Here is a 15,176-nt window from a genome sequence, read left to right as displayed (position 1 = left end):
TAGCAAAGTAATCGATATCAACCTACAATCTCATCCTGATTGAAAAATCAAATCGCCTTGGGGTGGCTAACACCTGAGATCTCGCGCAAGTGAGAAACCCAATGAACCTGACCCAGATAATGCTGGCGTAGGGACAGGCAGAGCATCTACAACGCAAATGTTTTTGGTTTGTTGTCCCTCAACAAACCTACTCACGTCATTGTCACTCTCCCCCTGTCCTTTTTATGTGTCTTATAGAAAGGATTTTCATGAAACCGATTACAAAACCATTGTCCCTGATTGGGCTTTTAATTAGCACGCCAGTGCTGGCCGCCGAAGATGATAAGGCAGTGAAGCTCCAGGACATTGTGGTGAGTGCGGATTTCCGCCCCAGCACCGCTCAGAAAACCGCTGTTAGCCTGACTGAAATTGATAAAGAAACCATAGAGGCGCGCAGCGCGCAGCATCTGGAAGAGGTTTTGAATCTGGCACCGAATGTTAATGTGTCAGCAGGTGCATCGCGAGGGCGATTTTTCCAGATTCGCGGGATGGGGATACTCAGTCAATATGATAATCCTGTGAATCCATCCGTTGGTCTGATCATTGATGGCATCGACTTTAGCCGACTTGGCGGTGCCGCGACCTTGTTTGATATCGATTCTGTAGAAGTGCTGCAAGGACCTCAAGGTACAAAGTTTGGCCCCAATGCAATCGCTGGCGCGATTACCATGCGTAGTGCAGAACCTACCAAAGAATTTAAAATGCGTGCACAGGCTGGCGTGGGTGAATATAACACGCGTAATTTTGGCGTAGCAGTTGGCGGCACTATTGTTGAGGATCAGTTACTCGGGCGTGCTTCCATCTATACTCACAAATCTGATGGCTATATGCAGAACGACACTTTAGGCCGTGATGATACGCAAAAACAGGATGAATTAACGTTCCGCAGTAAATTCAAGTTATTTGCGACCGAGGATTTAACCTTAGATTTCACCTTGATGCATGTGAATGTGAATAACGGTTATGACGCATTTACCTTAGACAACTCAAGGCGCAGTAAATCTAATCAACCAGGTGCAGATACACAGAATACCAATGCTTTTGGAGTAAAGGCTAATTGGCAGGCCTCAGATGCGGTGATTATTCAGTCTGAAGCCACTTATTTAAACTCCTCATCGACTTATAGTTTTGATGGTGACTGGAGCACAGCAACTGATGGTGAAAAGTATAATCGTGACCGAGATAATTATTCGTTTGAGTTGCGTGCGTTATCTGACAAGGCTGGTCGTATTTTCAACGGCACAACCGATTGGACGGTTGGTATTTATCGCTTTGTGCAAGATGAGAATTTTAAGTCTCTTTCAGATTACAGAAGTACCTATGGGCCTACCTACTTGAATCAATTGGCGGGTGATTATAAAACTGAAAATACCGCGATATTCGGACAATTTGATAGTCATTTGACAGACAAATTAACCTTGGTTTCCGGTTTGAGAGTTGAGGATTTCAAGGCGAAATATTCTGATGCTGGCATCGTAGAGTTAGCACCAAGCAGTTTGCATAAAAAAGTGAATGAAACACTATTGGGCGCCAAGTTAGGCTTGAATTACCAGGCTAACGCGGATCAACTCCTTTATACCTCTTTGACGCGCGGTTATAAGCCCGGGGGCATTAATAACAAGGCTGGTTTGCCTCAAAGTCAAAGACAGTTTAACACTGAGTATATGTGGAATTTTGAAACAGGACTTAAATCCAGTTGGTTGGATGGGGCCTTGATTACCAATCTGGCTGCGTTTTATGCAAAGCGTTTAGATGCGCAAACACAAAGCTCAGCACAAATACCTGGATCAGGCAGTTTTGTAGAGTTTTATGAGAATGCTTCCAAAGCTACACATCAGGGCTTGGAAGCCAGTGTGGACTGGTTTGTCACTGATAAATTTCGCATGCTGGGTTCAATAGGATACTTAGATGCAACATTCGATAATTATAGTTTTATTAAGAATGTAGCCAGTGTACCAACAACGATCAACTACGATGGCCGCCAAGTAGCCCATGCACCTAGATATACCTTGAATCTCGGTTCGGAGTTTTATGCCAATGCAGCATGGACGTTACGCGCAAATGTAGAGGGTAAGTCAGACTTCTACTTTTCAGACAGTCACAAGGCAAAATCCAACGGCTATGCCTTATTAAATGCCAGTGCTGAGTATAAGTACGATAAGCACTGGAAAGTCAACGTGTGGGCGAGAAACATATTGGACAAAGACTATGCCACGCGCGGATTTTACTTTGGTAACAACCCGGCCAAAAACTTTATAGATGAAAAATACGTTCAGTTTGCCGAGCCACGCGTTGCTGGTGTCACGGTCACTTACGATTATTAAATCAAAAGGCCGCCCTGGCTTTTAAACTATTTTACTTGTTGGAGTTTATATGCGTATTTCAGTCGATATCAGTTTATATCCGCTAACCGAAGGCTATGTTGAGCCGATTCTGGAGTTCATCAACAAGCTAGAAGCCAATAAAAATCTGATAGTGAAACGGAATAGCCTAGCGACACAAGTGTTTGGCGAGTACCGCGATGTGATGGCTTGCCTAGATGCAGAAATGGAAGCGGTGTTTGATGCATTACCCCACAGTGTGTTCGTGATGAAGTTTATAGGTACAGACAGGGCTGATGTCGTCGATGTGTAAGCCTGTGGCTTCCATATTCACTTCTTTACTCGTAACCTTATAACTAGCCATGAATCAAGATAATCTTCAGCCTGTCCTGACTGCATTTCAACAGATGTCCAATTGGGAAATTGCCGCAGCCTTGATGGGTGTTGCCTATATTTTACTTGCAGCTAAAGAGTCGCAGTGGTGCTGGCTGTTTGCTTTCTTGAGCACGCTGGTTTACACCGCGCTGTTTTGGGAAGGTCAGCTTCCTATGCAGGCGCTGCTGAATTTTTATTATATGGGCATGGCGATTTATGGCTTTTGGCTATGGCATAAACATGGCAAACAAACTGACACGTTATCGATCAGCCGCTGGCCCTGGCTTTGGCATGTTGGTTTTATTGCTGTCGGCGTGGTCGTGAGTGCTATGGTAAGTGCCTATCTGCAAAAAAGCGGACAATCGCAAAGCCCTGTCTTAGATGCATATACGACGGTTTTTTCTGTAATGAATACCTGGCTGATCGCCAGGAAGGTGTTGGAGAACTGGTTATATTGGGCGGTAATTGATGGCGCTGCCACGCTTTTGTATATTCAAACAGGTTATTACGCCACAGCGGCTTTATTTGTGCTGAACACTATCCTGGCGATTGTAGGCTTTATCAGTTGGGTGAAGCTTTACCGGCAACAAGCTTGAATGCTAAAGGCGATAAAAGTGATTGATTTATATACGCTGCATCCACTGTGCCAAATCAGTTTCACCCAGTATATTCATCAAAAATAACAGTAGCTGGTAGCAGGGTGTATTGGCAGTGTGGTCAGGCCAGCTATGCGTTTGAGTATAATGTTGCTTAAATAAAGCCAATTGCGCGGGTGTTAATACATATTCAATCAACACCAGGTCCAGTGCACGTGGTGCGATCACGAACGCATCAAGATCAATCAGCGCCAGATCATTGTTGCTTAAACAACGGAATTGATCCCAACGCAAATCTAACATCACGGGGACGAATTCGATTTCCTGGATATTTTTTGCTTGCGCTAATACTTCAGCCAGTAACGGTTCAGCAATGGACGCATCATGCTGGTTAGCCAAGACAACCAGGGTTTCTTGTAAACGACTGGCCCAGTCTGTTGCAGACAGTTCCGGCGCATGTAGCTTGCCCCAGCTGGCGTATGTGCATTGATGCAGTTTTGCGATATGTTCGGCTAACTGTATTACCCACAACTCTCCGATAAGCTCCGGTTTTACATCTTCCCCGGTTAAAAAACGGCTGATTACAAATCGATTGCTACTTGCTGAGAAAAAATCAGGTACGGTGAGCGCACCGTTTTTTTCCAAAAAATTGTGCGTTAAGTGAATATTGCCCAAACTCTTTGGAAAGTCAGCGGCAAATAAACGGTTTGCGCCTAGCCAGAAGTGAGATTTTCCTATATTCGTCTGATTGCAAACTTTCAACACCATTTCACCATCCGCCGTTTGGCAATAAAACAGCTGATGCGTACTATCCTCAAATTTATTCGGGATAGCACTTGGTTGGGCAATCAGTTTCGGTAAACTGGCTTGTTCTAGTGGAGTGAGTTGCGGATAAGTAAACATGTGAGGCTATATTTTAAGCCATCATCGGGTTTAAATCATCCGCTCGTCACAAGTCGCTGGCGTGAGTATGGGGATAAAGCTGATGAATCGGTGTTATCGATATATTAAGGCTAGAATTTATAGTGCCAATAAACACTTAATATTTCAACGCCAGGGTTTTCATTACCTAGATCGGCGTTTGATAAGTGACTGACTGCCAATCCAAGACTTTGTTGATCGTTGATGTCCTTGGCAATTTCCAATTGCGAACGAAACTCTAGCGGATGGCCCAGATCCAGATCGCTGCTGCCGCGGCTATAGTAACCGGCGCCCAGGCTCGGTTTTAAATGCCAGGTTTCAGTAAACTGCCAGTCGTACAACAATCCACCTCCCAGCCAAATAGTGCCGTCGGTGGTGGCTTGCACAGCCGCCCAAGGTTTCAGATTGTCCAGCCAGATATTGGAATCAGCCTCATATTCCAGGCGAAAGTCAGCGGCAGAATGCGAACCGTCGAAATCATAACTACCGGCCGCGATTCCTAACGTGCCAGCTTGTGAGAGTGATATTGAAGATGCTGCGATAACAAGGGATACGATGAGATGGGCTGTTTTCATTGTTGTCATTAACCACGAGAAATAATAAGTTATAGTGGTTGAAAATATAGCAAGCAATGCAAAAATAAAGCTAGACCGATCTGTCTTCAGCAGCAATGAATTTCATCTTTTTGTATTTTTGCCACATTCATATTGATGTGTAATGTAGAAATGTTTAGCCAAATAATTTATACGATAATTTTTTAACTTTATGAAAATTTGTAGTTTTTTTAATGGCTAAATTGACAGGGGTAGGATGCAGTTGAATGTGGTGAGTATGTGGAGTTGCTGTGATCCCGTATACAGTATCAAAGCTCGCTAAAAGCCGCTTTCAATGCGTCAATTTGAGTATCATCAAGTGGTTTTCCATCACTGGTTGAGATTAGAAAGCTATCTTCCACCCGATTGCCCAAGGTGTTAATTTTGGCATTGTGCAAAGCGACATCATTGTGTAGCAATGCCAGCGCCATACAGGCAAGTAACCCAGGCCGGTCATTGGCAATCACATCCAGCTGTTGAAACTGTTGTTGTTGGTCGTTGTACGTACTGGCAGGGCGAATGAAAATTTGCGTGGTTAATGGCATGTGTTTCACCTGCCGGCTGACGCGGCCCCGGATAGGCGTTGGAATCGCTATGGTGCCGGAAAGCTGTTCAGTCAGGCCTTGCTCAATATGCTTTAACAAGCCGTTGTAGCTGATTTGATGCGTGTCAGGCTCCAGCACAATGAAGTTATCCAGCGCATAGCCATGAGCGGTGGTGTAGATTCTGGCCTGTACGATGTTGTATTGCATGCTGTCGAAAAAATGGCAAATACGGGCAAAAATCTCTTTCTGGTCCCGGCTATAAATCATGACCTGGATGCCGTCGCCTTTGGGGCTAAGTCTGGCACGCACGATGGCGGTTTCAGTCAGCATATGCGGGATGAGTAAGCGGCTTTGCCAGGCGATTTCATCACTGTCAAATCGATTGAAATAGCTTTCGCCGAACGCTTGCCACAAAGGCTGTACTGAATCTTCTTTCATGTTAAAGCTGCTGAGTTTTTGCAGGACTTCCTGCTTGCGCAGGCTTAGTTGTGCGTCGGTATTCAATGACTGCTGCAATACGCGGCGTGTTTGTAAAAACAGGCTTTCCAGCAATTTGGCTTTCCATGCATTCCACACATTCGGGCTGGTGCCCCGAATATCGGCTACTGTGAGTAAATACAAAGCCGTCAGGCGATACTCCGAGCCTACCAGTCTTGCGAAAGCTTCAATCACATCAGGGTCAGATAAATCGCTTTTCTGCGCGGTGCTGGAGAGTTTGAGATGCGCTTCAACCAGCCAGGCGACCAGGTCAGTGTCTGCTTTGGGTAAGCCATGTTTCTGGCAGAAGCGTTTGGCATCGATGGTTCCAAGCACAGAATGGTCGCCACCACGACCTTTGGCTATGTCATGGAAAATAGCTGCCAGGTAAAGCAAATGCGGCTGACTAAATTCTGCAAATAACTGGCTGCACAATGGAAACTCATGCCGTAACTCAGGTTTTGCAAAGCGGCGCAGGTTGCGCAACACATTCATGGTGTGTTCATCCACGGTATACACATGGAACAAGTCATGCTGCATCTGCGCGATGACACGGCCAAACACAGGGATGTAGCGTCCCAGGATGCCGTAGCGATTCATGCGCCGCAGGCTACGGTGGACACCTTCTTTGGCTTGTAGAATTTGCAGGAATAACCCCTTGTTTACCGATTGCTGACGGAACGTGTTGTCAATCAACGGTTGCGCAGCCTGTAACGCCCTGACTAATGGCGCGCTGAATCCTGCGATGGCAGGGTGTTGCTGTAGCAGCTGAAAACAACGCAAAATAGCCTCGGGCTTGCGTTGAAACAAGTCAGGCGCTTGTGCGCTTAGCAGGCTGTGCGACAGGACAAAGTCTTGATCAATGACGGTCGCAGGCTCATTCTGGGGAGTGACACGCGCATGCATCAGCTTCAGCAAGACTTCGTTTTCGATAATGATGGCTTTGGCGCTTCGGTAAAAGCCTTGCATCAGTTGTTCGCTGGCGCGTTTTTGCGTAGTGGTCTGGTAACCCATTTGTTCAGCCAGGGTATTCTGGAAGTCGAATACCAACCGGTCTTCGCGTCGCTTGGCTAACAAATGCAGGCGGATACGCAAGTTTTGCAGTAAACGTTCGTGGCTTTTGAGTTGTCTTGCCTGTGCATGGCTGAGCAAACCCGTATGCACCAGGTCTTGCCAGTCGTGGCCTAGTTCTTGACTCTGCGCTATCCATAAAATCATATGCAAATCACGCAAGCCACCCGGGCTTTCCTTGATGTTTGGTTCAAGATTGTAGGCAGTGTCGTGAAATTTTGAGTAACGGATTTGCTGCTCACGTAACTTTTCCGCAAAGAAACGAGGTTTATCTAATTGTGTATGCAATGATTGCATCAAGGTTTTGAAAGCAGGCTTATGGCCTGTGAGCCAGCGTGCTTCCAGCAGGTTGGTCATAATCGTCACGTCAAGTTGCGCTTCAGCCAGACACTCGCTCAGCGAACGTACGCTGTGACCAATATTAAGGCCGATATCCCACAAGGCGCCAATCAGCGATTCAATCTCGGTTTGCAAAGCTGCAGGGCACTCTTCCGGCATTAAAATCAGCAGGTCGATATCTGAATGCGGGAACATGTCGCCACGGCCATAGCCGCCGACAGCAATCAGGCTGACTGTCGCGGGTAATCTAAATACGGCGCAGATGTCACGTAATAACTGGTCCAGCTGGCGGGTATTTTGCTGTAACAGGACTTTGGCATTAGGTTTTGCCAGATAAGCGGCAGCAAGCTGTTGCTGTGATCGCTGGAACGACTCACGCCACTGCTTGAGTTGTTCTTTGGCTATCACTGGCATGGTCTGGAATGGATATTACAGGGTTGGACGTGGGGGAGACCCGTCGGAAACGGTCATGATTTCAAAACCATCATCGGTGACGACGATTGTGTGCTCCCATTGTGCAGACAGGCTGCGGTCTTTAGTCACTACTGTCCAGCCATCAGACATGAATTTGATCTCGCGCCGCCCGGCATTAATCATAGGCTCAATGGTGAAAATCATTCCAGGTTTAAGGGTGACGCCGCTGCCAGGTTTCCCGTAATGCAGCACCTGTGGTTCGCAATGAAATTTTTTGCCGATGCCGTGGCCACAAAACTCACGTACCACACTGTAGCCATTTTTTTCTGCGAAAGATTGAATCGCATAGCCGACATCGCCCAGGGTATTGCCAGGTTTTACTTTCTCGATACCACGCCACATCGCCTGATAGGTAATTTCGCATAAACGCTTGGCCTGTGGTGAGACGGCGCCAATGAGGAACATGCGCGATGTATCGCCATGGTAACCATCTTTAATCACTGTAATATCGAGGTTAACGATGTCACCATTTTTCAGTTCTTTTTCACTAGGCACACCGTGGCAAATCTGCTGGTTAATCGAAGTGCATATTGATTTTGGGTAAGGTGTGTGACCATCCGGTGCATAATTGAGAGGCGCAGGAATCGCCTGTTGCACATTGACGATATAGTCATGGCATAGCTGATCCAGTTTATTGGTGGTGACACCCGCGACGACAAAAGGCGTGATGTAATCCAGCACCTCTGAAGCCAGCCGGCCAGCCACGCGCATTTTTTCAATATCTTCGGGTGTATGCAGAATAATTGCCATAAATTTGGTCACAGGGGAGTCGCGGCATATCACCTGACTCTGAAGCTAGTCACAAAGATTGCATTCTAACATAGCAGATTGGGTCTCATGCCTAAAGAAACAAGCCTTTTATAGCCCTGAAACAGTCAGCTCATGATTAAAACTGGCAGTGAATTCAGTGACTCATCGACACATTCGGAAGCTTGGCATTGTTTTATACTCAGGCGGACAAAACTAAAGCAGGAGCGTTTAGATGGTGACACTTACCGAGGCAAGAGCCAACCGGAACATTTCCGATTGGGTGGCATTTTTTGAAAATGCTGATATTCCTGTATTGCGGCAAACCGCCAGGGAGCTCGCACAGCTGCATGAGCACGAAGATGAAACCGGCGCACGTGATATTACACGCGTTGTGATTAATGACCCGCTGATGACTTTTAAGGTGCTGACCTTTGCCAATAACCATCGTAGCCGCCACCAATTGCAAGACCTGGTGCAGGTAGAGCAGGCAATTATCATGATGGGCACCAGTACTTTCTTTGAGCAGATTCCTACCGTGCCGCATGTGGAAGAGATACTAAGCAAACATGTGGCTGCGCTGGTCGATTTAATCAAACTCGTTGTGCGTGCCCATCGCGCTGGCTATTTTGCTGCGGAATTTGCATCCCATTTAATGGATTTGCATGCTGAAGAATTACGTGTGGCAGCCTCATTGCATGACTTTGCCGAAATGCTGATGTGGTGTTTTAACCCGGATGCCATGAGTGAAGTGCATAAGCGCCAGTTAGCTGATAAAACGTTACGCAGCCGCGCTGTTCAGCAAGAAGTGTTGGGGTTCAAGGTCATTGATTTGCAGGCTGAGTTGGTGCGCACCTTTAACTTGCCTTCATTGCTGAATGACCTGATGGATGAGCAACGTGCGCACCTGCCGCGGGTGCGGAATGTGCAATTTGCCGTCAACCTGGCCAGACATTCTGCTGATGGATGGGATAACGCGGCGTTGCCGGACGATTACAAAGACATTGCGCAATTGCTGCATGTGGATGTGCCACGTGTCATGCACATTGTTGGCGTGCCTAACGCGCAATAGTTATTCCGCTCGGTAACTTTGGCTAAGTACATCGGTAATCGCCTGATGCACCTTATCAATCAAAGCTTCCCATGAGGTGTCAGGTGCCTGCCTGAATAATCGCATGCCAGGGTACCACGCGCAGGTTTCCGACTGTTGTAACCAGCGGAAATGGGCTTGTTCAGGCAGTAGGAGCCATACTTTTTTGCCCAGTGCCGCAGCCAGGTGCGCGACAGCCGTATCTACCGAAATAATAAAATCCATTTGCATGATCAACCCGGCAGTATTGGTAAAATCAGCCAGTAAAGGATGATGGCATTCCAGCATGGGGAATCGTTTTAGCATGATGTGATCTTCACGCCTGAACTCTTTTTGCAAGCTGTGCCATTCAACTTCCATTTTCAATAATGGCGCCATCAAATGTAGCGGAATACTGCGCTGACGGTCATATTTGTTATGCGCATCACCGCACCAGTTCACACCGATACGCAATCGTCTTGCCGGGCCAAGGAGATCTTGCCATGGCTGCACATGCCGCTCTGCAATCTGCAGATAGGGTAGCGCAGCAGGAATTGCCTCAGTAACAGTCTTGAACGCCAGCGGCAAACTCAGCATGGGGCAATACAAATCAAAATGTGGCAGGGCACGGCCATCTTGCCGGATGACCTGAATCACCTCGGCATGACCCCATAATTCATTGAGCAAGTTGAACAATGCATCTGGCACGGCGACTATTATCTGGTTTGGTTTGAAAGCCTTCACTAACTGGATATAACGGCAAAATTGCAGAGTGTCGCTCAGCGTTTGTTCTGCAAGAATTAGAATTGTTTTGCCAACCAGGGACGTGTCACCTTCCCATAACAATTGTCGATTAGGCAATGCACCAGCTGGTAAAACCTGCCAGCGTGATTCGTACATTGGCCAGCCATCTTCGTATTCACCACGTGCCAGTTTTAACATGCTGAGGACGTAGCGTGCCTGTGCATGCGCGGGTGCGTGCTTTAATGCCGTTTCCAGGCACTCATAAGCCTCATCGGTATCGCCGTTTTCGTAAAGTGCCAGGCCAAGGTTGCAATAAGCAGACGCATAACCGGGATTCAGCTGTAATGCCTGCCGGAAGTCAGCAATGGCTTCCGGGTATTTACCAAGCTGGCAAAGCACGACACCGCGATTATTGTATGGCACCGGCAAGTTGGGTTGATAGGCGATAGCATGATGAAACGCTTTCAAGGCCTCTGCATGTTGCAATTGCATTTGCAAAATCAATGCACGCTGATGGTGTGCTTCGGCAAAGTCAGGTTGAATTTTGATGGCGGTATCCATGCAGGCCAGCGCTTCAGCAGGCGCATGCAATTGCTGGTGTAACACGCCGAGCCGATAGTGAAAATGTACGTGTTCAGGATGTGCGCTGACTGCCTGTTTAAGTACAGTCACCGCCTGTTCAAACTGCTGAGTTTGTAGCATCAAATCGACGCATTCGGTAAATGCCTGGATGTGCTGTGGATCCAGCTTGGTCACCGTGCGCAAACGCAATATTGCCTCTTGTGCGCGACCAAGGTTTTTCAGTGCGCGAGCATCCAGGTAATAGCTCTGTGCCTGCCTGGCATCCAGTTTAATCGCCACCTTGTATGAGTCATGCGCCGCTGAAAACTGCTGGGTGCGCATCTGCAAGTTGGCAAGTTGCAGCCGCAATTGCAGTGCCTTCGGCTGCAAGTTGATTGCCTGCAACAGATATTGCTCGGCAGCATGAAACTCATCATTTTGCAGCATCAGCCCCGCCAGTTTCTGATATGCCTCCCACCTCAGCGGGTCGGCGGCGATCAGTTTCAGCAGTTTTGCGATGGCTTCATTATTCATGTGGATGACTGCGATACTTCACGCGTTTGTAGTGTGCCTTAAAAGTAAATGGCGGATTTAAGTATGCATAGCTTGAACACTCTTTAAAGCTAAACATGTTGCTCTAAAAAATTTCTCCTTATATATCAGATATATACCGTGTAAAAATTTTATATTTGCACCAAGTTTGGCTTGGAAGCTGCTCTTAACCATAGCTTCCTTAAGGTACAATAAGCAGCTTATTGCGTCAACGGCCCATCCGCCTTGGGGCCTGATTTAGAGAGGAAAAATGCGAATGCTTGTCAAACTGGTTATGTATGGGCTGATCTTGTGGTTGGCCGTATGGGGCTATCGTCAGTATAGCCAGCCTTCAGCAAGACTCAGTGTAGGCATGAAAGCACCAGACTTTAAACTATCGGATGCTCAGGGCGGTACGCGTCGCTTGGCTGATTGGCAAGGCAAATGGGTGGTGCTTTATTTCTACCCTAAAGACGATACGCCCGGCTGCACCAAAGAAGCCTGTCAGTTTCGTGACGATATCCAGCAAATTCATTCTTTGGGCGCCGAGGTAGTAGGCATCAGCGTCGATACTGTTGCCAGCCATGCCGGGTTTGCGCACAAACATCGTTTACCGTTCCCCTTGCTTGCCGACACCAATGGCCACGTTGCAGATGCCTATGGTGCATTATTTAACCTGGTGGTGATCCAGATAGCCAAACGCACAACCTTTGTGATTGATCCGCAAGGCACCATTGCGGAGATTTACAGTAATGTGAATCCTGACGGGCATAGCCAGGTGATTATCAATGACCTGAAACGCCTTTCAGCTTTTTAAGAAGAATACGATGCAAGCACTTTCCCTGATCGTAGCGCACGCGGATAACCGTGTGATTGGTCACAATAACCAGCTGCCCTGGCACCTGCCGGAAGATTTGAAACGTTTCAAGAAACTCACGATGGGGCATCATATTATTATGGGCCGCAAAACGTATGAGTCACTGGGGCGATTGTTGCCGGGGCGGACGACTGTCATTGTTACCCGCGATCCGGATTACAAGGTTGAAGGGGCGAAGGTGGTTCATTCGATTCCCGAGGCGCTGGCGGCGTGTGCGGGAGATAGCGAGCCATTTCTGATTGGTGGGGCAGAGCTGTATCTGCAGGGCTTACCAGACGTGACACGCTTGTATCTCACACGTGTGTTTGCACAAGTGCGAGGGGATGCATTTTTTCCAGAAATAGAGATGGCTGATTGGGAGCTGGTTTCTGAAAAGGCTAATATTTCGGAAAATGGCTTGCACTATAGTGATTTAGTATATCAGAGGCATGTCTAGCTCACATTAACTGTTGGCTTGAGCTACCTTGTTTACATACATATCTAGTTTTAGCCCTAACCAATGTTTTCTGCCCCACGGCGCGGCGAGTTACTGATTCTTTGGGTAAACAAGAAACGTAACTCGCCGGGTGGTGAAATGTAGCGGAGCATAAAGCATATACAGTTAACTTTTCATTGCGCTAACTCTATGACAATTTAGCTAATTCCTAATCTTCCTGCTTAACACAATCAACAAAATACTCTGCTTTACCATTCACCAACTGCTTCACCAATCCATGGTTATCCGTCTCAAAACCAGGGAACTTCTCGTTAAACTCGCGTGCAAATTTCAGGTAATTCACAATTACCTTATTAAAACGCTCGCCAGGAATCAGCAATGGAATGCCAGGCGGGTAGGGCGTCAGCAATACTGCCGTGACACGCTCTTCCAAATCATCAATCGCCACACGCTCAATCTTGCGGTGTGCCATTTTTGAGAAGGCATCAGTAGGTTTCATGGCAGGCACCATATCCGACAAATACATTTCCGTTGTCAGGCGTGCGACGTCATTGGCTTTGTAGACTTCATGGATTTGTGTAGATAAATCTTTCAGGCCTATGCGCTCATAACGCGGATGTTTCTGTACGAATTCCGGCAATACCTTCCATAATGGCTGGTTCTTGTCGTAGTCGTCTTTAAACTGCTGCAACGCAGCCACCATGGTGTTCCAGCGGCCTTTGGTGATGCCGATGGTGAACATGATAAAGAAAGAATAGAGGCCGGTTTTTTCTACAATTACACCGTGTTCAGCAAGGTATTTGGTCACAATGGCTGCGGGGATACCAAATTCTTCAGAGAAATCACCATCCACGTCCAAGCCGGGAGTAATGATAGTCGCTTTAATCGGATCCAGCATGTTAAAGCCTTCGGCCAGGTTGCCGAAACCATGCCAGCGCTCGTTGGCTTTCAGCATCCAGGCATCGCGCTCTTCCAGGCCATCTTCGGACAAATCTGTTGGTCCCCAGACTTTAAACCACCAGTCGGTGCCCCATTCTTCGTCCACCTTGCGCATGGCGCGACGGAAGTCCAGCGCTTCTTTCAGCGACTCTTCCACTAAAGCAGTACCGCCAGGCGCTTCCATCATGGCAGCAGCGACGTCACAGCTGGCAATAATCGAATATTGCGGACTGGTCGAGGTGTGCATCAGGTAGGCTTCGTTGAATAAGTCCCTGTCCAGATGATTGTCCTGTGCATCTTGCACCAGAATCTGCGAAGCCTGGCTTAAGCCGGCCAGCAGTTTGTGGGTGGATTGGGTAGAGAACACCATAGACTCTTTACAACGCGGGCGGTCAGCGCCAATGGCATGGTAATCACCATAGAAATCATGGAAAGTCGCATGTGGCAACCAGGCTTCATCAAAGTGCAGGGTGTCGATCTTGCCATCCAGCATTTCCTTGATTTCTTCCACGTTGTATAACACGCCATCGTAAGTAGATTGTGTAATGGTCAATACACGTGGTTTGGCATTTTTATCGCTGGCAAACGGATTGCGGGCGATTTTCTTCTGGATATTTTCCCAGGCAAATTCACTTTTCGGGATGGGGCCGATAATACCGAAATGGTTACGGGTCGGCATCAGGAACACCGGAATCGCGCCGGTCATAATGATCGAGTGCAACACGGATTTATGGCAGTTACGGTCAACCACCACAATGTCACCCGGGGCAACAGTCGAGTTCCAGACGATTTTGTTCGAAGTCGATGTGCCGTTGGTTACAAAGTACAAATGGTCGCAGTTATAGATGCGTGCTGCATTGCGCTCTGAAGCTGCCACCGGGCCGGTATGGTCCAGTAATTGACCCAATTCATCCACCGCGTTACAGACGTCTGCACGTAGCATGTTTTCACCAAAAAACTGGTGGAACATCTGGCCTACTGGTGATTTCAGGAATGCCACGCCACCAGAGTGACCAGGGCAGTGCCAGGAATAAGAGCCATCGGCTGCGTAATGCGTCAGTGCTTTGAAGAATGGCGGCGGCAGACTATCCAGGTAAGCTTTTGCTTCGCGGATAATCAGGCGCGCCACGAACTCGGGCGTGTCTTCATTCATGTGAATGAAACCATGCAGCTCGCGCAGTACATCATTAGGGATATGGCGGCTGGTACGCGTTTCGCCGTGCAGGAAAATCGGGATTTCCTCATTGCGATAACGTATTTCCTGCACAAAATTACGTAATTGTTCGATCGCTTCCGGCTTTTCTTCGACGATTTCTTCATCATCAATTGACAGGATAAACGCAGAGGCACGGCTTTGTTGTTGTGCGAATGATGTGAGGTCGCCGTAACTGGTGACGCCCAGTACTTCAGTTCCTTCCTCTTCAATCGCTTTAGCCAATACGCGGATGCCGAGACCGGAAGAGTTCTCGGAGCGGAAGTCTTCATCAATAATGACGACGGGAAATCTAAATTTCATTCAAT

12 protein-coding genes and 1 riboswitch are annotated in these 15,176 nt (G+C 47.6%); of the genes, 6 read left to right on the top strand and 6 right to left on the bottom strand.

Annotated features, from left to right (window positions below):
- Nucleotides 1-48: 48 nt before the first annotated feature.
- Nucleotides 49-152, top strand: a riboswitch (TPP riboswitch).
- A 96-nt stretch (nt 153-248) separates the two neighbouring features.
- From LPA26_RS05055 to pnuC, 3 genes are read left to right on the top strand one after another with little or no spacing between them, the layout of a single operon-like run.
- Nucleotides 249-2,363: a TonB-dependent receptor gene (locus LPA26_RS05055; RefSeq protein WP_229007556.1), complete on the top strand. Its 2,115-nt coding sequence runs from the start codon at nt 249-251 to the stop codon at nt 2,361-2,363.
- Between the two features lie 49 nt (nt 2,364-2,412).
- On the top strand, nt 2,413-2,673 hold the full coding sequence (locus LPA26_RS05050) for a YkoF family thiamine/hydroxymethylpyrimidine-binding protein (RefSeq protein ID WP_229007555.1): 261 nt from the start codon (nt 2,413-2,415) through the stop codon (nt 2,671-2,673).
- Nucleotides 2,674-2,722: 49 nt separating this feature from the next.
- Nucleotides 2,723-3,331, top strand: a complete 609-nt coding sequence (gene pnuC, locus LPA26_RS05045; RefSeq protein ID WP_229007554.1) for a nicotinamide riboside transporter PnuC — start codon at nt 2,723-2,725, stop codon at nt 3,329-3,331.
- A gap of 27 nt (nt 3,332-3,358) precedes the next feature.
- Here pnuC and LPA26_RS05040 read toward each other — a convergent pair whose 3' ends face one another.
- The 4 genes from LPA26_RS05040 to map form a co-directional block, all read right to left on the bottom strand.
- On the bottom strand, nt 3,359-4,234 hold the full coding sequence (locus tag LPA26_RS05040; protein WP_229007553.1) for a hypothetical protein: 876 nt from the start codon (nt 4,232-4,234) through the stop codon (nt 3,359-3,361).
- A 110-nt stretch (nt 4,235-4,344) separates the two neighbouring features.
- Nucleotides 4,345-4,827 (bottom strand): acyloxyacyl hydrolase, encoded by a 483-nt coding sequence (locus LPA26_RS05035; RefSeq protein WP_229007552.1) that lies wholly within the window; start codon nt 4,825-4,827, stop codon nt 4,345-4,347.
- 287 nt (nt 4,828-5,114) lie between these two features.
- Complete coding sequence (locus LPA26_RS05030; RefSeq protein ID WP_229007551.1) at nt 5,115-7,691, bottom strand: [protein-PII] uridylyltransferase; 2,577 nt, start codon at nt 7,689-7,691, stop codon at nt 5,115-5,117.
- Nucleotides 7,692-7,706: 15 nt separating this feature from the next.
- Nucleotides 7,707-8,501, bottom strand: coding sequence for a type I methionyl aminopeptidase (gene map, locus LPA26_RS05025; RefSeq protein WP_055825702.1), 795 nt, complete (start codon nt 8,499-8,501; stop codon nt 7,707-7,709).
- Between the two features lie 232 nt (nt 8,502-8,733).
- On the opposite strand from map, the gene LPA26_RS05020 reads away from it, so the two are divergent.
- The gene (locus tag LPA26_RS05020; RefSeq protein ID WP_229007550.1) at nt 8,734-9,570 is read left to right on the top strand and encodes an HDOD domain-containing protein; all 837 of its coding nucleotides are present in this window, start codon (nt 8,734-8,736) and stop codon (nt 9,568-9,570) included.
- Here LPA26_RS05020 and LPA26_RS05015 read toward each other — a convergent pair whose 3' ends face one another.
- Nucleotides 9,571-11,406 carry a tetratricopeptide repeat protein gene (locus LPA26_RS05015; RefSeq protein WP_229007549.1) on the bottom strand — a complete coding sequence of 612 codons (1,836 nt, stop codon included), beginning with the start codon at nt 11,404-11,406 and terminating at the stop codon, nt 9,571-9,573.
- Nucleotides 11,407-11,680: 274 nt separating this feature from the next.
- Here LPA26_RS05015 and LPA26_RS05010 point away from each other — a divergent pair, with 274 nt between their 5' ends.
- Together LPA26_RS05010 and LPA26_RS05005 are read left to right on the top strand one after the other, a co-directional pair.
- A complete protein-coding gene (locus LPA26_RS05010) occupies nt 11,681-12,220 on the top strand; it encodes a peroxiredoxin (protein ID WP_229008330.1) in 540 nt (179 codons plus the stop codon).
- A gap of 10 nt (nt 12,221-12,230) precedes the next feature.
- Nucleotides 12,231-12,716, top strand: a complete 486-nt coding sequence (locus tag LPA26_RS05005; protein WP_229007548.1) for a dihydrofolate reductase — start codon at nt 12,231-12,233, stop codon at nt 12,714-12,716.
- 208 nt (nt 12,717-12,924) lie between these two features.
- Here the strand turns inward: LPA26_RS05005 and LPA26_RS05000 are convergent, their stop codons facing one another.
- Nucleotides 12,925-15,171, bottom strand: coding sequence for an arginine/lysine/ornithine decarboxylase (locus LPA26_RS05000; RefSeq protein ID WP_055825685.1), 2,247 nt, complete (start codon nt 15,169-15,171; stop codon nt 12,925-12,927).
- Nucleotides 15,172-15,176 lie beyond the last annotated feature (5 nt).

It is taken from the genome of Methylophilus sp. Leaf408, from assembly GCF_916856905.1.
GTDB lineage: Bacteria > Pseudomonadota > Gammaproteobacteria > Burkholderiales > Methylophilaceae > Methylophilus.
This window is presented reverse-complemented; position numbering and strand designations above follow the sequence as displayed.

Bases quoted from the DNA above. Each gene is read 5' to 3' on its own strand.
- LPA26_RS05035 (WP_229007552.1), bottom strand. From the start codon at position 4,827: ATGAAAACAGCCCATCTCATCGTATCCCTTGTTATCGCAGCATCTTCA.
- pnuC (WP_229007554.1), top strand. From the start codon at position 2,723: ATGAATCAAGATAATCTTCAGCCTGTCCTGACTGCATTTCAACAGATG.
- LPA26_RS05005 (WP_229007548.1), top strand. From the start codon at position 12,231: ATGCAAGCACTTTCCCTGATCGTAGCGCACGCGGATAACCGTGTGATT.
- map (WP_055825702.1), bottom strand. From the start codon at position 8,501: ATGGCAATTATTCTGCATACACCCGAAGATATTGAAAAAATGCGCGTG.
- LPA26_RS05040 (WP_229007553.1), bottom strand. From the start codon at position 4,234: ATGTTTACTTATCCGCAACTCACTCCACTAGAACAAGCCAGTTTACCG.
- LPA26_RS05010 (WP_229008330.1), top strand. From the start codon at position 11,681: ATGCTTGTCAAACTGGTTATGTATGGGCTGATCTTGTGGTTGGCCGTA.
- LPA26_RS05030 (WP_229007551.1), bottom strand. From the start codon at position 7,691: ATGCCAGTGATAGCCAAAGAACAACTCAAGCAGTGGCGTGAGTCGTTC.
- LPA26_RS05055 (WP_229007556.1), top strand. From the start codon at position 249: ATGAAACCGATTACAAAACCATTGTCCCTGATTGGGCTTTTAATTAGC.
- LPA26_RS05020 (WP_229007550.1), top strand. From the start codon at position 8,734: ATGGTGACACTTACCGAGGCAAGAGCCAACCGGAACATTTCCGATTGG.
- LPA26_RS05050 (WP_229007555.1), top strand. From the start codon at position 2,413: ATGCGTATTTCAGTCGATATCAGTTTATATCCGCTAACCGAAGGCTAT.
- LPA26_RS05015 (WP_229007549.1), bottom strand. From the start codon at position 11,406: ATGAATAATGAAGCCATCGCAAAACTGCTGAAACTGATCGCCGCCGAC.
- LPA26_RS05000 (WP_055825685.1), bottom strand. From the start codon at position 15,171: ATGAAATTTAGATTTCCCGTCGTCATTATTGATGAAGACTTCCGCTCC.